At 52.2% G+C, this 24,882-nt stretch carries 25 protein-coding genes and 1 other RNA gene; 14 read left to right on the top strand and 12 right to left on the bottom strand.

Annotated features, from left to right (window positions below; translation table 11 throughout):
• The first annotated feature begins 160 nt into the window (after positions 1–160).
• The 5 genes from AC4HNJ_RS18450 (at position 161) to AC4HNJ_RS18430 (ending at position 4,694) form a co-directional block, all read left to right on the top strand.
• Entirely contained in the window at positions 161–400 is a 240-nt protein-coding gene (locus AC4HNJ_RS18450) for a protein L (protein ID WP_490481072.1), read from the top strand.
• 37 nt (positions 401–437) lie between these two features.
• Entirely contained in the window at positions 438–1,322 is an 885-nt protein-coding gene (locus AC4HNJ_RS18445; RefSeq protein ID WP_490481071.1) for an SMODS domain-containing nucleotidyltransferase, read from the top strand.
• Positions 1,319–1,819, top strand: coding sequence for an SLATT domain-containing protein (locus tag AC4HNJ_RS18440; RefSeq protein WP_490481070.1), 501 nt, complete (start codon positions 1,319–1,321; stop codon positions 1,817–1,819). Before AC4HNJ_RS18445 ends, AC4HNJ_RS18440 begins: the two co-directional genes overlap by 4 nt.
• A gap of 106 nt (positions 1,820–1,925) precedes the next feature.
• Positions 1,926–2,699 carry a hypothetical protein gene (locus AC4HNJ_RS18435; RefSeq protein WP_490481069.1) on the top strand — a complete coding sequence of 258 codons (774 nt, stop codon included), beginning with the start codon at positions 1,926–1,928 and terminating at the stop codon, positions 2,697–2,699.
• 348 nt (positions 2,700–3,047) lie between these two features.
• Positions 3,048–4,694: a MobA/MobL family protein gene (locus AC4HNJ_RS18430; RefSeq protein WP_490481068.1), complete on the top strand. Its 1,647-nt coding sequence runs from the start codon at positions 3,048–3,050 to the stop codon at positions 4,692–4,694.
• Between the two features lie 16 nt (positions 4,695–4,710).
• On the opposite strand, the gene AC4HNJ_RS18425 is transcribed toward AC4HNJ_RS18430, so the two are convergent.
• On the bottom strand, positions 4,711–5,031 hold the full coding sequence (locus AC4HNJ_RS18425) for a hypothetical protein (protein ID WP_490481067.1): 321 nt from the start codon (positions 5,029–5,031) through the stop codon (positions 4,711–4,713).
• Positions 5,032–5,056: 25 nt separating this feature from the next.
• Positions 5,057–5,683: a hypothetical protein gene (locus AC4HNJ_RS18420; protein ID WP_490481066.1), complete on the bottom strand. Its 627-nt coding sequence runs from the start codon at positions 5,681–5,683 to the stop codon at positions 5,057–5,059.
• Between the two features lie 109 nt (positions 5,684–5,792).
• Here AC4HNJ_RS18420 and AC4HNJ_RS18415 point away from each other — a divergent pair, with 109 nt between their 5' ends.
• Positions 5,793–6,101, top strand: coding sequence for a helix-turn-helix domain-containing protein (locus tag AC4HNJ_RS18415; RefSeq protein WP_490481065.1), 309 nt, complete (start codon positions 5,793–5,795; stop codon positions 6,099–6,101).
• 21 nt (positions 6,102–6,122) lie between these two features.
• On the top strand, positions 6,123–7,676 hold the full coding sequence (locus AC4HNJ_RS18410) for a hypothetical protein (RefSeq protein WP_490481064.1): 1,554 nt from the start codon (positions 6,123–6,125) through the stop codon (positions 7,674–7,676).
• Positions 7,677–7,683: 7 nt separating this feature from the next.
• Here the strand turns inward: AC4HNJ_RS18410 and AC4HNJ_RS18405 are convergent, their stop codons facing one another.
• From AC4HNJ_RS18405 to AC4HNJ_RS18395, 3 genes are read right to left on the bottom strand one after another with little or no spacing between them, the layout of a single operon-like run.
• Positions 7,684–8,559 carry a DUF2726 domain-containing protein gene (locus AC4HNJ_RS18405; RefSeq protein ID WP_490481063.1) on the bottom strand — a complete coding sequence of 292 codons (876 nt, stop codon included), beginning with the start codon at positions 8,557–8,559 and terminating at the stop codon, positions 7,684–7,686.
• Between the two features lie 5 nt (positions 8,560–8,564).
• Positions 8,565–9,677 carry a hypothetical protein gene (locus AC4HNJ_RS18400; RefSeq protein WP_490481062.1) on the bottom strand — a complete coding sequence of 371 codons (1,113 nt, stop codon included), beginning with the start codon at positions 9,675–9,677 and terminating at the stop codon, positions 8,565–8,567.
• A 54-nt stretch (positions 9,678–9,731) separates the two neighbouring features.
• Entirely contained in the window at positions 9,732–11,312 is a 1,581-nt protein-coding gene (locus AC4HNJ_RS18395; protein ID WP_490481061.1) for a site-specific integrase, read from the bottom strand.
• Positions 11,313–12,047: 735 nt separating this feature from the next.
• On the opposite strand from AC4HNJ_RS18395, the gene AC4HNJ_RS18390 reads away from it, so the two are divergent.
• Together AC4HNJ_RS18390 and AC4HNJ_RS18385 are read left to right on the top strand one after the other, a co-directional pair.
• Positions 12,048–12,476: a DUF6573 family protein gene (locus AC4HNJ_RS18390; RefSeq protein ID WP_490481060.1), complete on the top strand. Its 429-nt coding sequence runs from the start codon at positions 12,048–12,050 to the stop codon at positions 12,474–12,476.
• A gap of 281 nt (positions 12,477–12,757) precedes the next feature.
• Positions 12,758–13,729 carry a hypothetical protein gene (locus AC4HNJ_RS18385; RefSeq protein ID WP_490481059.1) on the top strand — a complete coding sequence of 324 codons (972 nt, stop codon included), beginning with the start codon at positions 12,758–12,760 and terminating at the stop codon, positions 13,727–13,729.
• A gap of 92 nt (positions 13,730–13,821) precedes the next feature.
• On the opposite strand, the gene AC4HNJ_RS18380 is transcribed toward AC4HNJ_RS18385, so the two are convergent.
• From AC4HNJ_RS18380 to smpB, 4 genes are all read right to left on the bottom strand, one after another.
• Positions 13,822–14,916: a DUF4238 domain-containing protein gene (locus AC4HNJ_RS18380; RefSeq protein ID WP_490481058.1), complete on the bottom strand. Its 1,095-nt coding sequence runs from the start codon at positions 14,914–14,916 to the stop codon at positions 13,822–13,824.
• Between the two features lie 405 nt (positions 14,917–15,321).
• Positions 15,322–16,887 (bottom strand): tyrosine-type recombinase/integrase, encoded by a 1,566-nt coding sequence (locus AC4HNJ_RS18375; protein WP_490481057.1) that lies wholly within the window; start codon positions 16,885–16,887, stop codon positions 15,322–15,324.
• A 39-nt stretch (positions 16,888–16,926) separates the two neighbouring features.
• Positions 16,927–17,278, bottom strand: a transfer-messenger RNA (tmRNA) gene (gene ssrA, locus AC4HNJ_RS18370).
• Between the two features lie 166 nt (positions 17,279–17,444).
• Positions 17,445–17,939 (bottom strand): SsrA-binding protein SmpB, encoded by a 495-nt coding sequence (smpB, locus tag AC4HNJ_RS18365; protein ID WP_490481056.1) that lies wholly within the window; start codon positions 17,937–17,939, stop codon positions 17,445–17,447.
• A gap of 81 nt (positions 17,940–18,020) precedes the next feature.
• On the opposite strand from smpB, the gene AC4HNJ_RS18360 reads away from it, so the two are divergent.
• Together AC4HNJ_RS18360 and AC4HNJ_RS18355 are read left to right on the top strand one after the other, a co-directional pair.
• Positions 18,021–18,452, top strand: a complete 432-nt coding sequence (locus AC4HNJ_RS18360) for a type II toxin-antitoxin system RatA family toxin (RefSeq protein ID WP_490481055.1) — start codon at positions 18,021–18,023, stop codon at positions 18,450–18,452.
• A complete protein-coding gene (locus AC4HNJ_RS18355; protein WP_490481054.1) occupies positions 18,445–18,720 on the top strand; it encodes an RnfH family protein in 276 nt (91 codons plus the stop codon). Before AC4HNJ_RS18360 ends, AC4HNJ_RS18355 begins: the two co-directional genes overlap by 8 nt.
• 12 nt (positions 18,721–18,732) lie before the next feature.
• Here the strand turns inward: AC4HNJ_RS18355 and AC4HNJ_RS18350 are convergent, their stop codons facing one another.
• Positions 18,733–19,197: an outer membrane protein assembly factor BamE gene (locus tag AC4HNJ_RS18350; protein WP_490481053.1), complete on the bottom strand. Its 465-nt coding sequence runs from the start codon at positions 19,195–19,197 to the stop codon at positions 18,733–18,735.
• A gap of 76 nt (positions 19,198–19,273) precedes the next feature.
• Here AC4HNJ_RS18350 and fur point away from each other — a divergent pair, with 76 nt between their 5' ends.
• Complete coding sequence (fur, locus tag AC4HNJ_RS18345) at positions 19,274–19,687, top strand: ferric iron uptake transcriptional regulator (RefSeq protein WP_490481052.1); 414 nt, start codon at positions 19,274–19,276, stop codon at positions 19,685–19,687.
• A 550-nt stretch (positions 19,688–20,237) separates the two neighbouring features.
• Here the strand turns inward: fur and AC4HNJ_RS18340 are convergent.
• Positions 20,238–21,827, bottom strand: coding sequence for an MASE1 domain-containing sensor histidine kinase (locus AC4HNJ_RS18340; RefSeq protein WP_490481051.1), 1,590 nt, complete (start codon positions 21,825–21,827; stop codon positions 20,238–20,240).
• Positions 21,828–22,089: 262 nt separating this feature from the next.
• On the opposite strand from AC4HNJ_RS18340, the gene AC4HNJ_RS18335 reads away from it, so the two are divergent.
• Positions 22,090–22,725 (top strand): response regulator, encoded by a 636-nt coding sequence (locus tag AC4HNJ_RS18335; protein ID WP_490481050.1) that lies wholly within the window; start codon positions 22,090–22,092, stop codon positions 22,723–22,725.
• A gap of 124 nt (positions 22,726–22,849) precedes the next feature.
• Positions 22,850–22,993, top strand: a complete 144-nt coding sequence (locus tag AC4HNJ_RS18330; protein WP_490481049.1) for a hypothetical protein — start codon at positions 22,850–22,852, stop codon at positions 22,991–22,993.
• A 191-nt stretch (positions 22,994–23,184) separates the two neighbouring features.
• Here the strand turns inward: AC4HNJ_RS18330 and recN are convergent, their stop codons facing one another.
• Positions 23,185–24,858: a DNA repair protein RecN gene (gene recN / locus AC4HNJ_RS18325; RefSeq protein ID WP_490481140.1), complete on the bottom strand. Its 1,674-nt coding sequence runs from the start codon at positions 24,856–24,858 to the stop codon at positions 23,185–23,187.
• Positions 24,859–24,882 lie beyond the last annotated feature (24 nt).

Genomic DNA, 24,882 nt, shown 5'->3' with positions numbered 1-24,882 from the left:
CATGCTGCGTATAGCATGGCTCCCACGATAAAAGAACTATTGGATGCGGTGAGCAAGTTGGATTGGTGTGCTAGAAGCCTTGCGTAAGACCGTGTTCTAGTGCCCCTTATCGTTATTGCTGATATTTCTCGTTCGTTTGACATCAAGGAAGGAATTGCAAATGGCTCAGTACAAGTTCCCAAAATTTCTCCAGCAATCAGACCACAATGCGTACGATTCGCTTCATGAGCCTGGTACTGACGCAGCAAATGCTGGCATATACAGGTGTGCGGCCTGCGGTGATGAAATTGGCATCGCAAAGGGGCACAAGCTTCCCCCGCAAAACCATCATCAGCACGCACCCGGTCTGGGAAAGATCCAATGGCAATTGATCGTCTTTGCACAATCAAAGAAAGCCTGATGATGGGTCGCGCGCAACATATTAAAAGGAGTTGAGCGTGTGGGCTTATCTCACCAAAAGATTCAATGCGTTTCTTGGGAATATCACCCTTACCCAAAATCAGGTTGATGATGGGGTAACCAAAGTAGGTGGCGTTGTTTCCTGTTTAAATAACGCCTACTACGGAAAATCTTCTCAGGAAAATTTCTTCTACATCGGGTCGTGGGCAAAGGACACGGCAATTCGGCCACCCCGAGATGTCGATATATACTTCTTGCTTCCGCCTGCGGTTCACGAACGGTTTTCAAAATACTCAGGAAACAAGCAGTCGGCATTGCTGCAAGAGGTAAAAGGTCATCTGCTAAAAAGCTATCCTAGCAGCGATGTCAAAGGCGATGGTCCCGTGGTTCTGGCGAGTTTTGCGAGTTATAGCGTGGAGATAGTGCCCGCGTTTGCATTGGTTGATGATAGGGCCTATTGGATCTGTGACACAAAAAATGGTGGGTCATATATCACGGCTAAGCCGCTGCACGAAGTGGATGATATCGCTGCTGCTGATAAGCGTAATGCGGGTAATGTTCGTCCGCTTATTCGTATGATGAAAACGTGGCAATCCAATTGTTCGGTGCCGCTGAAATCATTTTATCTTGAGCTCCTGTCAATTAAATTTCTCGACCAGTACGAGTATCGTGATCGAAGCGTCTTCTACTATGACTGGATGTGCAGGGACTTCTTCAAATTTCTTGTCGAAAATGCCAATGGGATTGTCATGACCCCTGGAACTTATCAGTGGTTGTCGATTGGTGATGCGTGGAAAACAAAGGCAGAAAGCGCCTATGGTCGAGCTTGCAAGGCGTGCGATTATGAGAAGGCAGACGATATGATTCAAGCTGGCGATGAGTGGCAGAAGATATTTGGTAGTGACATACCGAGGTCTCCATGACGAGCGCTTTGCTGAATGAAGTGATTGCAGAAAGCCAAAGGCAGCAGGAGTCCTGCCTATATACGTCTACCGCCCTGTATGAATGGATGAAAGAGGTGCGAGTCTATCGGGTGGTTTTTATTGTCGCGCCGATTATATTTGGTGGTGTTGCAAGTGCGAGAATTTTATCTCAATCGACGGATTATGCTTGGCTGGTGGCTATTTGTTCGTTGGTTGCAGGCTTGTTTCCTGCGATATTCAAGGCACTGGAGCTCGATGTCAGTATAAAAACTATTGCCGATAGCGCGCATCGTTTTAAAGTCTTGCAAGACAGATTTAGACAGACCGCCCTTATCGTTGACGGTAAGTCTGATGAGGACGTTGAGGGAGAATTCAGAGTATTGATGGAGCGCATGGACGATGCGCGTTCGGCTAGTCCGCCGATACCGGATAGGCATTTTAGAAAGGCGCAGAAGAAAATAAGTAAAGGAAATTACAAATTTGGTGTGGACAAATGAGTCCAGATGTAGACTTTTCGCGGAGCTGCGGATGCCGCGTAACTGTTTACAAGAATGTACTCTGGGATGCTAGTGGCGCGACGCCCATGTTCGGAAGGAGAGTGCTATGGACTATGCCCTGGCGAAGATCATTATTAAGTATGTAGGGGGTGCGGCATGCCTTTTGTCGTTATATTTAATTTTTGGTGAGTTCAAGAGTAGGGGGTACAGGAAGCCAGGGGTATGGGGGTGGGTGCGCCAGCAGTTCCATTCGCTTATTGCAGTGGAGGTGATTTGGCTATTTCTCATACTAGAGGGATTTCTCTTTCTTGCGGCTTGGCCGATTTATGGGTTTTCTCAGGACTGGCACGCCGGCTTGGATTACTTGGCCTTTGCGGCCCCATGTTTAGCGGCAATCGTCGTAGGTGTGACCATTGTTTATCGCGAAGGCGCTCCGGCAGCTAATAATGGCGCCATAGCCTCGACCCAGGGTGAGTCTCCCAATGGGAGGGGTGATGCTCGTGCCGACGGGAGTACGACTCCCTCGGGGGGCTCAAAAAGCCATTCCGGCGACTATCTTGTCTATATAATAGGGCTGGCTTGCCTTTTTGCTGGCTTTATTGGATATGTTGGCTCACATTTCAAGTATCTTACTCTTGTTTGGATAATTCTTGTCTTCTGTTTTGGAGGGTTTTTAGCGTTTCTTGTTCCACAGGTTCGACGAATGTGGGCAAGTAGGTTGGGGACTGCTGATGCAAAAGTGCTCATTTTGGGTTTTTTATTATTTGCGACTGTTCTTGGTTTTGGTTATTTTGTCATTGTGAGCAAAGATGTATTTTCGGGCGCGGACTCATATGGCTTGAATGATTGCTGCTGCAATAACCACAAGAAGAGTCAATAACATCATTGTTGGTAAAAGCCACTTGAAGTCATAAATGAATGACTTGTGTATGGGCTCACGTTCTGTATTTTGCATGTTTTCCTCACTTTATCTTTATTTATTTTGTTCTCGTAATCTGTAATACGAGGATTTATGAAGTAATCAAGAGCAGAGCGCGTCTATGTGTTGTACCAACACCTCGCGTAAAGTCAAGCCGCCCCCAAGATGTTCCCTCTCTTAGAGCACCCAGCCAACCCATATGTGAGGTTGGCTTTATTATGTAAAGTATGCTTGACATATTCAGTGAATCTGCTTTTATGCATGAGTGGTCAGGGAAGACCTGTTTTCAATTCTTCATGGAGGACGCTTATGCATCTACACGCTCGCCCACATCTCGAAATCCACACCCGTTCCAAAGGCCATAGCTCCGTCGCTGGCGCTGCTTATCGGTTGGGTCTTCGCCTGTACGATGAAAGACAGAAGGTTTGGCATGACTATCGAAAACGTGAACTCGGGGAAGAAATCGTCAAGGCGTTGACGGTCGCTCCTGTTGGTGCTCCAGCCTGGGCCTCAGACCCCGCCCAACTTTGGAATAGGGTCGAAGCATCCGAAAAACGGAAGGATGCCCAGGTCGCTCGCGATTATCGCATCCCCGTTCCTTTTGGCCTGACCGATGATCAGGCGGGTGAGCTGGCAGAAGAAATGGCCCGCTTCATCTCAGACGAACTCCACACACCTGTTTCTCTTGGTCTGCACCGTGATGCAGATCGGGATGCGCTTGGCAATCTCAAACCAACTGAAAAGCAGGGCTTTCATGCCCACATTTATTTTCCATCCCGTCGCATCATTGATGTTGTAGAAGGTGGGGAGGAGGATGGCAGTTCGGGAACGGGGTTTGGCGACAAGATTGAAGTGCTTTCTAAAATGAGCTTGGGCGCACCCTTCATCGAAATGCTCAACTGCAAGTGGTCAGAGCTTGCCAACGACTTTTCAAGGAAAAATGGTTCAGATCTCAAGTTCGAATACAAAAGTTACAAGCGTTTGGGTTTGAACCTCATCCCGCAACCAACCCTTGGACAGTCAGCCAGTGCGATGGAACGAAGGGGAATTTACACCAATCGGGGGGATTCACTCAGAGAGGCCTTGGCCGTTGCTCAGGTTTACCAGAAGGCCCATATAGGGGCTTTGGAAGCCCAGCATGCCCAAGCCCTATCCGATGTGAACCGTGAGGCCGGGAAGGGCACACAGGCCAAACCAAGCGCATTGCACAAGAAGACGGTTGCGTTGTTCAAACCTAAGAAGGCGAAAGCCACAGTCCCAATGCTGGTTCAGCGTCAGGGTTCGCTTGCATATCGCCTTCGTGCTTCAGCACCGACGCCTCAAAGCAAAGAAGAAGCCGAGGATCTTGAACGTTCATTGGTTCTAATTGAAGCCTTAGACAAAGCGTTTGCGACGTATCACGAACTGCAACAACAGATGGACGATATTTTACAAGTTATCCAGGCCAACCGCGCTTCATCGCTCGATGCGCAGTATCAAGCTGACCAAAGTCGTGAAAGGCGGAAGTTTGCACAAGTAAGACTGACGCGATGGGAGCAGGAGAACCGTTGGCGTATCAAAATGTTTGCAAGCATGGGTGGCCATCCGATGGAAGCTCATGAAAAACTTCGGTTAGCAGTTCAGGTTCACGATGGTCACGTTCAGGCGTTGAAAAAGACCATTGCCACCCAGGCTACAGAGGTGGTTGCGTTGGAAAGAGAAGCAAGTGCGTTGAAAGCCAAACAGCAAGAGACGCTATCGACCATCAGAAACGCTGTCGTGAAGTTGGACGGAGTCAAGTCGCCGATGCTTCCAGAAATGATCAAGGCTCTCCCATCGAGTGAGAGAGCCTTGATCAAAGAACAGCTTCCGATTCTTTTCCCGCCTGTGGGTGAGAAGCCAATGGATGTAGGAAACGATGAAGTTTTTTCCGATGTAACCCCGTCACCCAAGAAGGAGGGTGTGCGACTTCATTGACATGCTATGGATGGATTCAATCCCACATGCTCCATGTGCCATCTGGACCACGTTGGAGTTTGACGGGATTGACGTTGGTGTCGCTTGCACCACCGCGTTTGATGTAACAGTCAAAGAAGACACCTTTGCTGAGCGGGGGATTGTCGTCTTTTTCGCAATGGTCAACGATGGCTTGAGGTGTAAGCGGTAACGCGCTTTCTCCAGACTTCTGACGGAAGGCGACCCAATCCTTGTAAGCATTCAAGACATCTTCGTTGCTTGGTCCAGAGGGGGCGCATGCAGTCAGTGTCAGACTGATGCACAAGACTGGAACTGCTTTTAAAAGAAATTGCTTCATCACATGCTCCCTGTGTTGATGTGGATTAGAAGCCAAGCTTTCGGCTGACGGCCTGCATCAAGCCATGTGCGGTCGTTTCATCAAGACCGTTGGCAAGCAGGTATCCACGCCCAGCACTTTGCGCTTCTAAAATATACGAATGGTTGGCAAACCATCCTGTTCGGCGGTCCCGAGCTTGCGCACCTTTTGCACCAACGTGGCCAAAGCTGTATGTGGTCGTTTCTGTGTGGTCGAGGGTAGGGCGAATGACAAGACGATCAATGTTTCCCGCCCAAAGTGCGGTCATCTTGTCGTTGCTGTTGGAGATAGGCGGAATGTTGATGGTGGTGTTCGACACATAGAAGCGATACGGCCTAACACCGTGACGGCGTTCGCGATGCAAAACACGGAGGCACAACCAGGCCACCCCAATGGCCATGAGTGTGGTGGTCAGGGATACGGTGTAGTTGCCAGCGCCAAGGAGGAAGTAGTCCAACGCCAAAACGGGAACTGCAAAGCCCGCAATGATGATGGCCGAGTCGAAGGTGAAGACGGGGCGTGAGGCTGGGTAGGTTTGAAAAAGAAGCTGGCCGTCTGACTGTTCCTGGACCTCGTAGTAGCTGGTGGTGACCCTAGCTGGGTTGGACCCTGCATAGGTGGCTGTCATGTTCATAAGTGCCCTGTTCCTTGGTTAGGTCGGCAAAATATAACAACATGGAGTATGTCGAGATGGAGTAATTCATCTTGTTGTTTAGCGTCGCTTCATTACTGGAGCGCGCTACATGCCCAAGGGAAAGACCATCCATTCCAAGGAATACCCCGTTTTCCTCCAATTGCTGGTGGAAACTAGGCAGGGGGCGGGCCTGACCCAGGCCAAGCTGGCCCAAAAGGTGGGGCTGTCTCAGCCGTATGTGTCTGCGGTGGAGAGGGGCGTCCTGAGGCTGGATACCCTGCAACTTCGGACATGGCTGACCGGGTGTGGGTCTGACTTGGGCGTCTTCGGGGCAGAGCTGGAGGCTCGACTTAAAGAATTTGAGCGCTCTAATCCACCCCAAAAGAAGAAAGCCAAGCGCAATGCGGGAGGTGGCTAGTTGGCAGGGATAGGAGGTGTTGTGAAGAGGCCACTAAACTCAGATGAGTTGGGGGAGAAAGGCGAGCAGCGGTTCAAAGAGCTTTGTGCAGATGCTCGGCTGACTTGCAACCCTTCTTCACGGGATCGCGCAGGATGGGACTTCACCATCGACTTTGATTTTGATGAGTCAGGAAGTACATCTTTGGATCATCGCAAGTCTCCGATGTCTTGTCGTATCCAGCAGAAGACTGTCTGGGATTCGGCATCTTCTGTTTCTCTGTCTTTAAAGATGGCGGCGAGGCTTGCGCAGGAGCACGGCCCCGCATTCATCTCTGTACTCAAGGTTGGAGGTGAACTGCAATTTACTAAGTTCTATCTCATCCATCTATCGGGTGAACGACTTGCCATCATTTTGAAGCGCTTAAGAAAAGAAGGTCCGAGCGCTTCGAGTAAAGATCTCAAGAACAAAAAGATATCTTTTGTTCTTACCGATGACGAGAAAATTGAATGCTCTGGTGAGGCACTTCGAAAAGCCTTGTTGGCCCACATCGGAGCTGACATCCACTCGTATGTAGAAAGAAAACGCCAGGAGCTAAAAACGCTCGGTTACGAAGGAAATGCAATTAGTGGAAGTTTTCGCATTGATGCTGACAAGCACCAAGCATTTCTTGACATGTTTCTAGGGTTCGCTGAAGAAGTGGAGGTCAGGGATGTTGAAATTTCTGAGACACGATTCGGAATCACGCATCAAAAGTCTTTCATAGATCAGGCAAAAGTATCCATCAAGAAGAAGCCTATCGATGACTGTATGGTCTGCTTTTATGATGATCTAGAAGACCCCATTCTCTTTGATTGCAAGGCCTTCAAGGCGCCAGGGAATTTAGATAAAAGGATACGGTTCAAGCACAATCTATTCAGCATTCTCATAGACCTCTCGGGTCGAGATGCACCAATATCTTTCCAATTCAGCCTTAAGGACAAAGAAAGCACGGCAAAGGAATGGTTGAGCTATTGGCGCGCCATGAAAATGATCAAAAATAGAAAGGGATCTGTGGAAGTTAAGCTTGCAGGTCTCCCTAAAACTTTGCAGATCGACCTGTCTGGATTGAAGGAAAATGCCTACCCTTGGAGGGTGGACGGGTTTCTCGATGCTTTTGAGACCTTATCCAAGATCGAAGCAAAGGGTGGCATCCGTTCAACTGCAAAATTCAAGCTCGATGACATCGTCAGTGCAGACGAAGAGATTGATTTTCTCTACAGGATTTTGAACAAAGAGATTGAAAGCATGGATAAACGATTATCTTCGGAGCCAGAAGAGTTGCCAGTTCCAAAAGGAGATATGGTGTGTGCAACTTCTTGTTGTATAGGGGGCTCGGTGATGGCCTTCTATCTTCGCGCAACTCCGTCGTTTTTCAGGGATGATCATGGTGCCAAGATGAGACTTGAAAACCTTGTCTTGAAGAGGATGGCAGTTGTTGAATCTGTAGAAGCATTCGAGCAATTTGTTGACGATGCCAAGAAGCGGGAATCAACCAACGACGTCATGGTGGCGGGGCATTTTTCACAACCCTCAGCCTTACCTAATGGTGGATAGCGCGATGCTAGACTGTTGCGCCAAAGCTCGTTGCTCCGAGCATCTTGAACCTCTTCTGGAATGCAGGAAGTTCTCCGGAAAAGAACTGCTCTCGATCAGTTAGCCTGACTCTCTGACCTGCAACGGCCTGTTTCACTTTTGGGTATAAATCAAACGTGGCAAGCATGCCGACGAGGTCACACTCGGAAATTGCGGGAAAACGTTGTGCGCGCATGCCCGTCATCGTAGAAAGAACGCTTCTTTCGTCCATCACAAGCCATGCAAGGCATCGATAATTGCCTTCAGAATCGCTTCCTATATAAGAAGAGGGTGCCTGCTGTCCAATGCGACCCGCTTCGTGGAGCTTCTCAAGCTCAGATTCGATATCAAATGAAAGCCAATAAGGCCACTTCCTCTCATTGCGCTGTGAACTTGAATAGATAAAGGTCATGTCAAACGGTTCATCGTAAGGAATGGTGCCATCTTGCTGAGCCTGACAAAAGGCATCGTTCCAAAACCATGCATCAACGAAATAGGTCAATAGGTCCAAGCCACGGTAGTCTGGTGTTAGATATTTTGAGTTGATACGAAGCAGGCTATGTCCAAAGTGGTCGCAAAGTTCGTTCTTCATAGCATCTCGTTGCCGTTGGACTTCATTTGTCTTGTGAAGAGGTCCATCGAATTCGACGCTGAATAGAGGCTGGTAATCGCCGTCAGTCACCAGGAAGTCAAAGTGCGAACGGAGCCCGTAATTAAAGTGAGCGTCCGAGACGCCACTGTTTTGAAGAGGAAAGACATCAGCCACCCGAACCTTCGGATACACATGAGCCCCGTTGGATTCGCATGAGCGTTTTAGCGCGTCAAACGTAATCTCTTCATACCGATTGAGGAGGCGGAGATTCATATGGGTCACATCATGGTCACGACCCGAAGGGTCTGGTCTTCTGGGCAATAGTGAAGTGAAGCCTCAATTCGGAAGGGTTTCTTTCCACCATCGTGGTGGCCTTCAAGCATGATGGTAAATGTAGAAACTTGATGAGATGGGCGGACTCTCAGTTGGTAGATATAACTCTGTTGGATCTTGGAACTAATCAGTTCTTCGAGACCATCTTTGCCGAGCTTTGCTAAGCTTGTCCTGGCAAGTTTTCCGTTGGTAATAAGATAATTGTACTTCTCATCAGTCATCCAAACTCGAAGGCTTTCAAGTGGAAGAACATGGTTGGATAACGCGTTGAGAGCTATTTCTGTGTCTTCCACAAAGTCTGGAATCACGGGTCTTTCTATCTTGTATGTCAGGAAGACACCAAAGAACGGGTCTTGAAGGCTTCGCACGTCGTAGCCAAACTTTTCCAGCAGGTACGGCGTTATATTGATGTCCTCCCGATTGGGTCGGTCACCTTCGTGGGCGACGATGATGGTCTTTTTGTGTTTTAAAAATAAATTGGAAAGAATCGTTGAGAAGTAGTACTTGAGCGGGGTTGTATAGGTGGTTTCAACGAAGCCTATGTAGGGGTGGTACGGCGTCAATCCATCATGGATTGCTTTCAAGCGCGTCTCACTGATGTTGGTTACATAGATGACGAAAATAAAGCCAGGGTGAGCATCAAAGTCAAATTCGTTGCATGGGATCAACTCTGCAAAAATATGCCGAAGTATTCTGATGGCAGTTCGCGTGTCATTGGCAATCATGTCTCCCACTAAAACGCTTAGAGTTGCCTCGGGCTCGAGAAGAGGAAGGAGACTACCCATGCACTCATGCCCGTATGAAAAGCTTTCAATACGGCGAGTGTCGAAGAGGAATGCAACCTCTAATTTTTTAGTGGCAGGCACTAAACCACTTTTGAGCTTGGTGTAATCGATTCCCTTCCTTTCAAGGATTCGCTTGGTGAGCGTGAACAACCGCCATATTTCAGCGTTCATTTGAGGACCATCTAGACCTAGGTGGTCGCGCGTCATGGGCAATAAAATATTGCCTCTGGCTTCAATGCTGAAGATGGTCTGGTCAGTTGCGTCTGTACTCATTTTAGTCCCCATTGGACTAACCGCATCTTAGGTCGTGTCGCCCCATTTTACCTGTCACGCATCGATGTCTTTATCCATCACATCCCCGTTTTCGGAAGTCCCCCACTTCGGGTCATCAAACCAGTTTTCCTTGACCTTCCGACCGCGCTTGGGAGGTAAGGGAGCCCCCTCTTGAATGCGACGCTCCATGGATGCTTTTTCGCTTATCGCGCGGGTCACGCAAGCCTTGAATTGTTCAAAGTTGTACGTGGGCAAATCCAAGGCAGGGAAGGGCAGTTTTTCAAGGTAGTTTTGACACTCTAAAACATCGGCACGGCTGACATAGTGCTTGCGCCGAACATCGGTTCCACTGCTGTGGCCATTGATGGAGACCATCACGCCTTCCGGCACACGGTTTCTGTCTGCAAGCGTGTTTAGGGTGTGTCTAAAACAATGCAGGGTGGTGCGTTCCAATTTGATGCCACACTCTTTGCGCATGTATTCGCCATTAAACCATTTGCTTAGTGCGTGACCGGGGCCAGTACCCGCCCAAGAAGTGCCTGGAAACAATTCCTTGCATCCGAGTTTTTCAAGCTCTTTGACATACTCAAGTGCGCCCGCTTCGATGAGTTTGGAGTGGAGGGGCAACCATCGTCTTGAGTAAGCACTCTTGACGCTTTGTCCTTTGCCCTTGTCCGTCACTTCAATGCAGTACAGGGATTGAGGGTTTCCGTCTTCATCCAGCATCTCCACCAGTTGGATGTCGCACACCAGGAGCTGAGCAATTTCATTGCAACGCATGCCTGTGTAAAACGCGAAAAGCGGTCCAAAATAATGGAGCGGATTGTCCAACTGACTCATGCGCTCGCGGTCAAAAAGGGTGTGAATTTCGGCCTTTTTAAACGTGTTCTTCTGGGTGGGTTTGTCTTCCACGTACCGATGCATGTTCAAGTACCGCGTGGGGTCTTCCGAGATTTCCTTGCAATCGTGGACAAGGTAGTGGAAGAACGCTTTGACATAGAGAACTTGCTTGCGTTGAGTGCTTAGCGCCCAATGCTTGATGCTTTCGTTGGCCTTGACGTGCTTGGCTATCTCGCTTGGCGTCATCCCTTCAAAGCAAGGTTTGTTAATGCCTCCAGTAGGCCACCACGCCAAGATATCAGCAAAATGCTCCACGTCACTGTCAGTGATGTCACCAACGGGCTTGTCTCCAATCACTAGAAGAAACAACGCCAATGCGTTGTATGCGTCACGAGCGCTTCCCTTTTTGACCTTGGGATTTCTCCGTAGACCCTGGATGTGCTTTCTGGCCAAGGTGGTAAAAAGTTTGGATTTTCCAACCACAGCAGGCTTGGCGGGTGCAGGGGTATTGGATGCCTGTTCGGCCTGAGGGGTAACGACAGGTATGGCCTCCAGGGCTTGTGGAGGACTCTCAGGTGCTTTGGTCCGGGCCAACGCTGGAGCAGGACTGACAGGGGGCGGAGTAGGGGTAGGAGGGGGCGAGAATTGAATGGGCGAATAGGCTTTCAACCATCCCATGCGTTCCATCATGGCAATGACAGCGTCCATGTTCGTGGAATCATGGGCGGTAATACGAAGGAAATGAAATTCAATTGGTTGAGAAGAATTGACCTCTGATTGGAAACCGGCATGCATAAGACCCTCTATATTTTTATCGAATTGCTCTCCGTCATTAAATGGACAGTTTGCATAATGAGTGGATAGTGGTTAATAGATGTCGCATATTTTCTGTTAAATTGAATTATCTAGTCAAGATAAATCAATGGTGATCCAAAAAAAGGTTGGTGGCTCTGAAAATGGCTTTGCAATGCGGTTTGTTAGAGCGGAAAAGGCTTATCCGATCCAAAAAAGATGAATCTGATCCAAACGGTACGGTAATTGACTTTGAAAACAGAAAGGAGCAAGCTATTGGGTAATCCAATTAACAATTTTTCGGTTATATTTCGATGCGCCTAGATACCTAAATTTCTTAATTTGAGCCGGCTCCCCAACTTCATGAGGGAGAGAGATATATAAAAGTATTTATCTAGCTATTCTTTTATTATGTAACTTGATATTTATAAAGGATTTTATTATTAGTGGATGATGGCTTTATATCAGCAAATACTTACGGTCACGGCAAGCCATCAATCTCTAACTTATATCGAGGCCAGCTCATGGAGCTGGCTTTTTTCTTGATAAGAGCCGTCCTCACGTTCGGCTTGTCCGGTCAAGGGTCGTTCGGAACCCGAGTCAGTCGCTAACGCTCCATCCCGCGCCAGTTCCTCTCTTTCTCCCTTGACCGCGCCTCACTCCGGACAGGGTGTCTGCCATCGGCAGTGTGTTTCCACCCACTGCCCTGACGGGCCAGAAATGAGAGAGAGGAAGGCCATGAGCAACGACCGTCTGTTTTCCGATAGCGACCTGATTTTCAGCTATACCCGTGCTGATGCCTTGAGCGATGGGGTGTTGATTGAACTGCCATCTTCCAAGAACTGGGGTTTCAAAGTCCCCGTTGCCATCACAGCAGGAGCCTATGGGCAATGCATCGCGTGGAATGAACCTGACCCGAAGTTGGGGGAAATCCTTCGCCTTCGAGAAGATATGGTTCTGACTTGTGCCATGAGGGAGGCTCGGGCGCATCAACGTCGTATGCAGGCTGGAAAGAAGGAACGTCCTGACCGAATTGATTTTCAGGTGGAGACGATTGTACAGGCAGGGGAGGGTGTGGAAGTGCGTAAGGTGGACTTGTACATGGTCATTGGCCCCGGGGATCAGGGCGAACCTGTTGGGACCATCATGCTGATTGGAGAGGATTGAGGCATCCGTGGGCAGGCGGGACTATCATGGTCCTGCCTTCCTCTGATTGACTGAGGTGACCACTATGGCAACCATTGAAATGCGCGACCTGCACTTGGTGAAGAAGGCTTCATTAGAAGGGGCCTTTTCAATCGTCGAATGACATCCTTGATATGAAGTTGTTGCTCGAACGCCCAACCGACACCCCCGAACTTGAACGCTATATGCGTTCGACGCAAATTGCGGTCACAGGAAAACCGAAATCGTAAGACTCGTAATTTCATGAATGAGAGGGGTATCTTATGGAAGGAAAGCAAGAGGATGGTTCAAATATTATTTCAATCATTCATCGGATAATGAGGCTTGAGGAGTCTGTCCGTGACCATATAAGCACGAATAGGTATCAGAAAGATCTGCTTAAGAATTTGAGTAACTGGAATCAGATATGTAGTTCGTTAGATGCAATTGGGGATACCTTGTATTCCTTTGTGGATTACATAGAGTCGGACTATCCGAAAAGTACAGGGCTAAAGTACATATTTACATATGGCGTATTGCAAGCATTGTTCATACAGCAAGACGCTATGAAACATCTTTCCCAAGCCCTCGATGTTCCATATGAGGCCAGTGACGTCTTGTTGAAAATTCGTGCTATTCGCAACGCCTCTATTGGACATCCAACGAAGAATCATGAGAAGAAGTCGATCTACTACAATTATGTGTCAAGAATGACCCTTCATAAGTGGGGTTTCGAACTCATGCGCTCATCTGATGAAGACAGGGTTTCCTTTGTAGATGTTGACCTTGCTTCGATCATGCTTGATCAAGTCGTTGAGATAGAAAAAAGCTATAAGGTTTTGGCTGAAAAGTTGCGAGAGGCCGATAAAATGCACAAGGAAAAGCATAGAGACAATCTTGTCTCAGACATCTTTCATTCAGGCATGGGCTACCTTTTTGAGAAGGTTTTCCAGGGTGTTCATTCGCCATCTGACGGGAATCGTAGCTTTGGATTGTCTATGCTGAAATCCATTCAAGAGACGTATGAAAAGTTTGAGAAGGCACTTGAAGATAGGAATGAATTAAACGATTACACTAAATTTGACTTGGACGAATATAAGCATGCTTTATCTGTCCTGAGTGGGTATCTGTCTGGGGATGGTGGACGGCTTTTAGAAAGCGATGCACGGATCTACTGCTTCTACATCCAAAAACAGCACAAGCACTTTGTTGAGTTAGCTCAAGAGGTGGATGAGGAATACCGTCAAGATGAGTAGGCGGGTGCTGATAGTTTAGAAATAGATGGGCCGTCTTTTGAGCATGGAAACACGTTTGGCGGGATTCTTGGGCTGAGCTTGGTCGTTCTAGTTTAACGACGTTGTATGTCACCGACCTCGTATCTTGTGTAGCGCCCAACGTTCGGATGGATCGACTTCGGCAATCGATGCCTATACAACGCGCTTCTCTGATAGAGCGGGACGGATTTGGCGGATTGACGAACTTTGATAAAAGATGGCACAAGGCGAATCGGTAGTAAGGGTTCAAAAGTATGCAGAAGCTGGCTTGTTGTGCCGTTGGCTTCTTTTGTTGGCTTTGTGACAACAAAGGCGGAACGGCCTTTTACACGTTTTTCTCGCATCTGAGGGCAGAAGGCTTCCAGCTCAGGAGTCGGGGCGCCATAAAAATACAAGTTCTCTTGCGCGTTGAGTGCTTGCAGGCTATTTAGGCTACGAACGTCTCGTACATTTTGAAGTGTAGTGACGTGTTTTGTTCCTCGGTCTCCATCCACCCTGTAGGTCTCAAGGTCATAGAGCATCAGAAGTATTTTAGGTGATAGGGGGACGAAAGCCTGTAGGCCACGACAGTCCCATCCAATCACTCCACGATGGGTAGTGCCTTCGCAATACATATTGTGTAAGACCACTGGGTCATCACCAACCAAGAAGTCTTCTGGCGTGTCATTGATAAGAAGATGCATCTGGAGGTCGGTTACTATCCCAGCTATTTCGGGGATGATGCTAAAAACGATTTGAGCAGATGTTGTTTTGTCAGCGACGATTTTTTCAACGAAACTTCCAGGTTCTGGCTCTTTGCCGTCCGTAACTTGGTCGATAAAAAAATCTTTCATGATGTCGGCCGAATCAATGGAACGAGCTGTGCGCGACTTTTGAAAGATGACAAACGTCAGCATATCCATCCATTCCTTGGACTCTTGGGACGGCACTTCATGAGCGTCTAAAATGATTCGAATTACCGCTGATGCTGCCTGCTCCATTTCTCCCAGTCGTTGTTCAAGGCCGGGTTGAAATGAATGAAGTTTTCGCCGGTAGCATTGGCCACTGATAGGGGCTCCACCTATGAAGCGGTCCCTTTTGAAGTTGTAAAGGTTGATGTTTTTTCTGTCTTCTGAAAAGTTCTTCAGATAGAATTGAGGGACAAAGTGATGCTTCTTCGGCTCGCTCATGTGCTTAGATCTTCGCAGTAAGAAAGTTCCATACGTGGACGGTCCAATGGAAGCGGAGTAGGGCTAGAAGGATTTTTATTAAGTTTTTACCACTCGCCCCTTGGACTATGGGATGAGAAATTACGCGAAGCTGTAGGCTTCCATCGGGTGAAGCGTTGACGGACATATCAAAATAGTTCTGCTTCTGAAGAGACTTCTTGTGGACGCTTGCTTTCCTGTTTGACTTGTTCATGGGCCTTGCTCCAGTTGAGTGTCGACCAAGTCAAACACCGCTCTCGATTGACGCAAGCCCCCTGTGCAAGCCTTTTTCGCGTGTCCTTCGTGGAGATTGGAGGGGTTAGAGCACCGTCCAGGATGGACAGAAAGGGTTAGGCCTCTCATTGTTTACGCGCGTAGCATGGTTCTTCAGTTACGCAAGCCCCCTTTTTTGGCCTTGGCTCTCTCTTTCCTTGCATCCACTGCCTTCACCCGCATGAAGTAGTGGTCAAAGCATCCCTTGGTTGGCCGTTGGATGTTCAACTCTGGAAAGCGAATTTTCCCCATGTCTTCCGACCGCTCCTGCAAGGTCGAAGGTTGGATGTAGTGACGTCTTAAAACCGAAGTGCCTACGCTATGACCTGTCAATCGAGCAATTCGGGCATCCGATAGGCCCGAGCGTTCCGCTACGGATGCAAAAAGATGCCGAAAACTGTGGAAGGTTTTCGTGGCATCTGTAATTTTACAAACACTTCTTAGATGAAGCCGATTGAACCAGTCTGCGATGGGATCGCCAGGACCATGCACGCCCCAAGGCAACCCAGGAAACACATGCTCGAAACCATGGCTTTTCACTTCATTGACGTATTCAACAAAGCCAAGTTTTAAAAGCTCAGGGTGCAACGGCAAGAAACGCTTCGAGCTTTTGTTTTTGACCTGATGACGGATGTGGATACCCCACACGCCATCGACCTGTTCTAAGTCATCAACCCGAAGTTGCCCCAATTCATTGACTCGCGCGCCCGTGTAAAGCCCAAGTACTGGCCCCCAATACTTGGACGGTTTGTCGTGTGCGTGGGAAAAATTTTTCGCGCTAAAAATGATTCGCAAATCATGTTCGTCAAACGGCAGGCGACTTTCTTGTTCGTCCTGCATTTTGTTGGTGATACGCAGGCCTTTGCAGGGGTTGTAGGAGATAAGCCGTCGCTCGACACAGTTGTTAAAAAACAACCTCAAACGGTCGAGGTGTTTTTCTTTCGTACGTGGTGCAAGTCCCTTGTCTTGTCGTTGCTTGGCTTTCTTCAAGACTTCTTTGGGCGAAAGACCTCTATACGGTTTTTTCTTGCTCGCGTTGGCAGGCCAGTGCGCCAAGCCATCCATGAAGATGTCCAAGTCGTCAGGACTGACTTCGCTCAAATCTTTATCACCCACCAACCCGAGGAAAACCTTCAAGGAAAAAGCCGTATCCACATGATTGGTCTCGCTCCGCTCCTGCACTTTCATTTGCGCTAAAAACTTTTCAATGCGCTCCGACAACAACCCGACTTTCGGAGTGGATGGAACTGAAATGGTGGTTGGGGGAGGGGAGAGGGCTCCCGCCCTGGCAAGAGCCAAAATGACGTCTTGAGCCTGACGATGATCGGCCTCAATGCTTTGAGGCAAAAGCTTGGTGCCGTTGGGGAGTTCAACGGTGAAGTCACGTCCACGTTGGATACCCTGTAAGGCTTGGTCCACCAAAGCCCTAGCGTTTGGCACGTCCTCTCTCCTGAGTCGTTCAAACACGTTTCCAAGAGCATAGCCCAAGGCCGATGCCATCAATCGGGCACCATCGGCCCGAGCCCCTTGCAGGCTTCTTGTGACATAGCGGGAACCGACTTGCGCCTGTAGATCACTCGGCACGAAAAAGCGGACATAAAGCCCGCTTGGTCGGTTGAGCAGAAGAGGTTTCGGCAATTTGATACCTCGCGTGATACCCAGAAGGGTCAGGCGAGGCACCAAATTTTCTCTTTAAAATTAAAGAGCTTGCCGATTGTATGGTGGAGGTGGCGGGAGTCGAACCCGCGTCCGAAGGCGCTTGACGCCCGGTACTACATGCTTAGCTCACTGTTGGATCTCATCCCGCGACAGCACAGAGTGCGAGGCGCATCGAAGGACCAGCCTGCTTGATTTAACCCTGGCCGACAGGCGGCAGCTTTGGGCGATCCTGTGATAATGACCTTACACCCACGAGCACAGGCACAAATGGGTTCAGGGCTTAGGCTGCTAGGGCCTGAGCGTAGTTGTCGTCGTTGGCAACTATAAGTTTGCGGCTGGATTAACGAGGAAAGCTGCCCCCTCGGCATGCACCAAGCTATCTCACTACCCCCGTCGAAGCCATGACACCCCCGGGGAAAAGATTGCTAAAGCGTTACAAGTATATACGGTTAGCATGAGCTGTTGCGGGTGGACCGGTAAATGGTGGTTGCGTGGGTGCCATCAAGATGGGTTGAGTGGATGGACGGGACGCCGTGCGGTTTACGCATCGCTTATCGCTTGATCACGCACTGCATGGGTTAGGCAGCCCGATTGTGAGCACGCATGGTGCGCTGTTTTTCACGCAGCCAGTCGCGCTCTTTCTCCGTGTTGCGTTTGTCATGGGCTTGTTTGCCGCGCGCCAGGCCGATCTCCACTTTGACCTTGTTGCCTTTCCAGTACATGGCGATGGGCACGAGGGTGTAGCCCTTGCGTTCCACGGCACCGATGAGTTGGTCGATTTGCTCGCGATGCAACAGCAGCTTGCGGGTGCGGCGGTCGACCGGCACCACATGGGTAGAGGCACTGATAAGCGGAGGGATGGAGGTGCCAACGAGGTAGATTTCCCCTTTGAGCACCACGGCGTAGCCGTCTCCGAAGTTGATGCGGCCGGCGCGCAGGGCTTTTACCTCCCAGCCTTGCAGGGCAACGCCTGCTTCGTAGCGCTGGTCGATGTGGTATTCGTGGCGGGCACGCTTGTTAAGGGCGATGGTGCCGCCGGCGTTTTTCTTTTCCTTGTCCTTCGCTTTTGACATGTCCGTTAAACTTTGGGCTTATTGCCCCATGCAGGTCGCCTGTACGCGGGCTCGACCTGGATTTGTGTAAAAGAGGCTACCGTGATCGAAATCCGCCGCAGTGCTCTGGTGAGGTATTCGCCAGTGCAAATGTTCGACCTGGTGAATGAGGTTGAAGCATACCCAAAGCGCTTCGGCTGGTGTGCCAACGCTGAGGTGATCGAGCGTGCGGATAACATGTTGGTGGCGCGGCTGGATCTCAAGTTTGCCGGGTTTCATCACAGCTTTACCACACGCAACACGATTGATCGTCCACACCGTTTGCAAGTGAGCCTGGTGAGCGGTCCGCTGCGCACCTTGGAGGGTCTTTGGAATTTCATTCCGCTGGGCACGGATGGTTGCAAGGTGGCGCTGGAGCTGGATTTCGATTATGCCGGCCGCCTGGGCGGTACGGCGTTGAAGCTGGGTTTTCAGGGGTTGGCCAACCGTATGGTGGACGATTTTTGCCGCGAAGCGGATAAGGTATATGCCTGATCGCATCACGGTGGAGGTGGTTTGCGCCACGCCGGAACGGCAGGTGCTGCGCCGTTTGACGATGGAGTCAGGCAGTACGGCGATTCAGGCGGTGGAACAGTCGGGCATTCTGCAGGAGATGCCCGAGGTGGCTTTCGATCCGTCGCGCCTGGGTATTTTTGCCCGACGCGTGTCAGCGGAAACGGTGTTGCAGGAGGGCGACCGGGTGGAAATCTACCGGCCGCTTACGCTTGATCCGAAGGATGCGCGCCGTCGGCGCGCGGGTTAAACCGGCGGTCGATTAGTTCGAGCCGCTATCGCCGCCACCGTTGTCACTGCCGCTATCGCTACCGCCGGAACTCTTGTCGCCGGAGGTGTCGTTGACGTTGTAGTTGGTCTTGTACTTGTTGCTCTGCTGGACGAGCTTCTGCGCATCCTGGAAGTAGATGGTGCCTTGTGTGCGAACCAGCACGTCGTTATTGAAGAACAAGCTGAGGGAGTTGACCTTCATCTTCTCGCCGCGATGCGAGTAGGTGGAGACGTAATCCCAGCGGTTCTGGTCGAAGGGAGTAGCGACGGACGGCGTTCCCATCAGCACGAGCACTTGGCGCTTGGTCAGACCCGGTTTCAGCTGGTCGGCAAGGTTCTTGTCGATGGTCTTGTCGAAAAGATTGCCCTGGGCCACGTCGGGTGTATAGACGAGATGGCAGCCGGCCAGGGAAAGTGCCAGCGTGGCGAAGCCCAGCGTGCGAATCAGCTTTTGCATTCGTGTTGCGTCCGGATCGTGAAGGTATCGGATGATACACTAATGGTTTGATCCCACTGTGTACCGGGAGCTTGCGATGGAGCAGGAAACTCAAGAACTCCGTAAGGCCGGGCTGAAGGTCACGCACCCCCGGATGCGCATTCTCCAGATCTTCGAGGAAGACGGCATCCGGCACCTTACCGCTGAAGACGTCTACAAGAAGCTGCTTGCTTATCAGGAAGATATTGGCCTGGCTACGGTGTACCGGGTACTGACCCAGTTCGAAGCCGCCGGGATCCTCAGCAAGCACAACTTTGAGGGCGGCCAGGCGGTGTACGAACTGGATCGCGGTCAGCACCACGATCACATGATCGATGTGGACAGCGGAAAGGTTGTCGAGTTCGTTAGCGAAGAGATCGAGCGCTTGCAGCGCGAGATTGCCGCTCGCCACGGCTATGAGATCCAGGATCACAGCCTGGTGCTGTACGTGAAGCCGATCAAGAAGAAGTAAGGGGGCACCGTTGGGGCTGTCTGGCAGGCGGGCACCCTTTTCCGCGGGTTGAACTCCGGGCAATGCAGGTGTCGATCTTCTGATGTGCTGATCTATTCCTGATCTGTCGTCCTGGCAAAAGCCGGGAGCCAATGGCTCGGGGGCATGAGCGAGGTCTGCACCATGGCTTTCGCTGGCGCGACGGCGATTTATCCGGAGTGGCCCGGGAGCAACTACAACTATGGCGATCGCTGTCCGTCGTTCCCAGGGGCGAAGGCGAAGGGATTCGCTAGAAGGCAGCAAGTATTGCGGGCAGAAAAAAAGCCGCGGGAAGACTCCTGTCTACCCTGCGGCTTATCCGTTGTCTCTTGACCTGCTTTGTATTCGAGTTGCTCGAGATACGCGCATTTGTCCAGACTCCGGCGGAATGGCTCCCTGCCATTCTTCGAGCCCGCCGTCCCCACGGCTGGCTCGTGCTCACCGTCTTGCGACGGCGGCTCCCCCACATCGATGGGACGATCGTAACGAAGCCTTTACGAAGTCGGTATTGGAAAATTTCCTAGTTACAGTGTCACAAGTCACTAGTTTCACGCCGAGATATGCTGCTGCGCAGCAATATACGCAGATGGACGCCCTGTCGATCGGGGCGTAGACGGAACAGTCCGCCCAGCGAGGTGACACGGTCCCGCATGCCTTGAAGACCTCTACCGCCATGCGGTATGCGGTGGGGAAGGCCGATGCCGTTATCGCGGATATCCAATAAAGTCAGGGCTACGCCGGCACGCTCGCCGATGCGCAGACGCAGGCGGAATTCGGTTGCCTGGGCGTGTTTTACCGCATTGGTAGCGCTCTCCTGTGCCAGGCGGTAGATGGCGGTGCGGATGTCTTCTTCGATGAGCCGGGGATCGCCGTGCAATTCGGTGGAGTAAGTCATGCCGGCGGTGGCGAGCAGATCGCGGATGGGTCCTTCGTCCAAGGCGCGCATCAGGCCGAATTCGTCTAGCACCGCAGGACGAAGGTCATCCAGTACGCGATGCAGTGCACGACGCATATGGCCAAGGATGATGTTGATCGAGGTACCGATGTCTTCCAGGCCGGCTTGCTGCAGGCGGTTTTGCGCCAGCTTGACGTGTGTTTGGATGGCGGTGAGGTTCTGGCCCAGTTCGTCATGCAGTTCGGCCGCCATATGTCGGCGCTGGTTTTCCTCCGCTTGCATGTTGCCGCGCGCCGCGTCACGCAGCTGGCGAGCGAGGTGATCCAGGCGGCGATTGACGGCGGCGAGGTAGACATTCTGTTCCGCCATGCGTGCGCTGCTGCGGCGAAGGGCGTCGGTGGCGGAGCCAAGCATCAGCGCGCCCGTTCCGGCTACGGCAAGGAACATGTGCGACGACGCGGTGGGTGTCACATGAATAAAGACCTGGTCCACTAGCGTGATGCCGAGGCTGGATACCAGCATGGAAAGGCTGGCGCCACGCCAGCCATGGCGAAAAGCGAAGAACAACACCGGAGCCAGCGAAAGCACACGGGCAAACTCCCGTTGTGGTGCGGCCTGTTCGGTCAGAATCAGCAGAATCACCAGGGCGGGGAGCATCACTAACAGGCCGTCCATCAGTAGCTCGGACATCTCCTGTTTCGAAGGGCGCGCACGCCACAGCATGATCAGTGGCGGTACCAACAGCAACAGACCGACGTAGTTGCCGAGCAATTCGTTGCCCAGGGCCTGCAGCAGACCGGACGGCGGTAGCGCGTATATCAGCGCCAGCATCACAGCATCGGTAGCGGTGGCGGCAGCGGCGGTGAAACCTGCGGAAAGCAGTAATCGGGATACTTCTTCCGGATCGCGCAAGCTGGGTCGCAGATGGGCTCGGCGCAGCATGCCCAGACATAAGGCGACGATCAGCGGCTGGGGCAGGTCGCCGTAGACAAAGACATGCCAACCCAAGCTATAGCCGTGCAGGTAGTCGATCAGCCCGGCGGCGATCAGTTCGGCACCAATGAGCCAGCCCCAATAGCTCAACGGAGCGAGCAACAGCACGCCGAAACGCAGGCCAAATTGCAAGGTCCAATCGGGCTGGGCGGTGGGCCACAACAGCACCCAGAGCAGGCCGTAGCCGAGGGCGGCAAGCGGGGCGGAGTTGAGCAGGGAAGATTTCAGTCGCATGCGTGGATGTTAGCGAGCGGTGGGCAATTCGTGATGCTTGCAAGCCCGTGTTCTCTTCATTTGGGGGCGATGATGGGACGGAAGGGGTCCTACTGAGAGCAGCAACATTGATGGCTTGAGGTTGCCCAGCGCGGGATGTGGGGGTAAGCACGCACTGCGCGTCGGGATGACTTTTGGGCGGCACTCTCTTTAGTTAAGTGGGATGGGCAGGACAGAAAGTCGCTGCTCCCTTATGTTCCCTCGCCCCTGATAGAGTGACGGCATGCACAGTATCGTTCTGGTAGACGACCACGCCATTGTCCGTGAGGGGTTCAAGCGGCTGATCGAGATGGAGCCTGATCTTGAGGTGGTGGCCGAGTGTCGTAGCGCCGACGATGCGGTGGAGGCGATCAGTCAACGGCGCCCCGATTTGGTGGCGCTGGATCTGTCACTGCCGGATGGCAGCGGTTTGCCCTTGATTGAGCACTTGCGCAGCGTCGCCACTGGCACGCGTATCGTGGTGCTGAGCATGCACGATGGCGAGCCCTATGTATCGGAAGCATTGCGGCGTGGTGCGAGCGGGTACGTGACGAAGGGCGCCGCGCCGGAAGAGTTGATAGCTGGCCTGCGTGCAGTGATGCGTGGTGAGCAGTTCTTGAGTTCGGATTTGCGGCAGCGGCGTGCAGAACGGCCAAACGATACCTTGGATCCGATTGATCGCCTTACTGCGCGTGAACATGAAGTGTTCTTGCTGCTGGCGGCCGGGCGGGCACCGAAGCAGGTGGCTGCCGAGTTGGGCATTGGGCAGAAGACGGTTTACATCCACCGCGCCAGCCTGATGGGCAAATTGGGGGCAGGATCAGAATTGGATCTTTATCGCATCGCCAGCGAGCGCGGGCTGTTGCCGATCCGCTCTTGAGCTGTGCTGGCTTGCTTAGGGCCTGTTGACACTACTGGCGTGGCTCGCGCTGGGAGTTGTTTGCTCGCCAGACCAAGGAAGCGCGAGGCGTGTACGTTGGTCCACAACTGAGCGATGGCGCGGTATGGCGAGCAAACAGACCCAGCCCTTTGGGTTGCTGTTGCGTAGCCGCCATGCGGCAGCGCGGCTTGACCTGGTAGCCAGCCAAGCCTGCGCCACGCTCTACCACCTGACGGCTACGCAACGGCAACGCGTGCTACGCCAGTAGTGTAAACAGGCCCCAGGTGAGGCAAGGGGTTAAGCGCCTTTCTGCGTGGCAGTCGTGCTTGCGAAAGCGAGCATCCAGGGTGTGGTGTAGCGCAAAAGCGAAGATGAATACCCCGCTTTCGCGGGTGTGACGGCGCTCTGTGGATTAGCTCCGTGATGAGAGGCGCTGACTGTTTGTGAGCTCGCCAGCAGTCAAGCTGTTTGCGCCCGTTCGAGCATCTTCTTTGCGTGAGCGCGCGTTTCTCGCGTGATTTCCACGCCGCCCAGCATCCGGGCCAGTTCGTCGCGGCGGCCTTCGGTGTTCAGCACTTCAATGCGTGTATGGGTCGAACCGCCGGAAGCGTGCTTGCTTACGCGCAAATGGGCGTGACCTTGCGCCGCCACTTGCGGAAGATGGGTGACGCATAACACCTGGCAACGCGTGCCGAGCGCGCGCAATTTTTGGCCGACTACTTCGGCGACGGCACCACCGATACCGGTATCGACTTCGTCGAAAACCATGCTGCCGATGGTGTCTTTACCCAAGGTGGCGACTTCGATTGCCAGGCTGATGCGGGCCAATTCGCCGCCCGATGCCACTTTGCGCAAAGGGCGAGGTGGTTGGCCAGGGTTGGCGCTGACCAAGAGTTCGCAGCGTTCGCAGCCTTGTGGATCAGGGTCGCTGTGCTCGGTGGGTTCCAGGGTTACTTGCAGCACCCCACCGGCCATGCCGAGATCGCCCATCAATGCGCTGACTTCCTTGCCAAGTCGCCTGGCGGCGGTCTGGCGCGCCTTGCTCAAGGCTTCGGCGGCTTTGTCGTATTCGTGGCGCAACTGATCGCGTTGCGTTGCAAGTCGCTCCAGTATGTCGCCGGCGTTTTCCAGGTCGGTCAGTTCGGTTTGCAGCGCGGCGCGTTTGTCGTCAAGCTCGGCCGCCGGTAAACGATGCTTGCGGGAAAGTTCGTGCAGCCGAGTCAGGTGCATATCGACTTCGGCAAAACGTTCCGGATCAAGATCGACGTCCTGCGCATAGCGACCCATACCGTCCACCGCTTCGTGAAGCTGGATCTGGGCGTTGTCGAGCAGCTCAAGCAGAGGGGCGAGGCGATCATCCAATGCGGATAGCCTGCTTAGTTCGGCGTGGGCACGTCCGAGTGAACTGCGCAACGCGAATTCGCTGTCGCCATCGAGCAGTTCCACGACGCCGGTGATGCCTTCCGTCAGTTTGCTGGCATTGGCTAGGCGACGATGGCTGTTTTCCAGTTCAGCCAGTTCAGCGGGAGGCAGCGCCCATTTTTCCAATTCGGAGAGTTCGTGCCGCAAGAGTTCGAGCCGCTGCTCGCGGTCTTCGCCACCGCTGAGCTGGCGAATGCGCGCACCGAGTTCGCGCCATTGCAGGGCAAGATCGCGGATCTGTTTGACGCGTACGTCGTTGTCGGCATAGGCGTCGAGCAGGTTCAATTGATGTGCGCGCTCAAGCAGGGCCTGGTGCTCATGCTGTCCGTGGATTTCCACCAGCAGCGTGGCAAGTTCGCCCATCTGGCCAATGGTGGCCGGGCGCCCATTGATCCAGGCGCGTGAACTGCCCTCGGCACGGATGACGCGGCGAAGCTGGCAGGCGCTGTCTTCGTCCAATTCTTCGTGCTTGAGCCACGCCTTCGCTTCGGGAAGATCCGCAAGATCGAATTCGGCGACCAGTTCCGCGCGATCGCTACCTGCACGGACGATGCCGCTGTCAGCGCGCGCACCTGCAAGCAACATCAAGGCGTCGACCAGCAAGGACTTGCCTGCGCCGGTCTCTCCGCTGACGACGGTCAAGCCTGGGCCGAAAGTAATGTCGGCTTCTTCGACGACGGCGAGATGGCGGACGTAAAGGGAGGTGAGCATGGCGCAGGGCGGCAGTGGTTCGTG

Source organism: Dyella sp. SYSU CM1112 (genome assembly GCF_058216415.1).
This window is presented reverse-complemented; position numbering and strand designations above follow the sequence as displayed.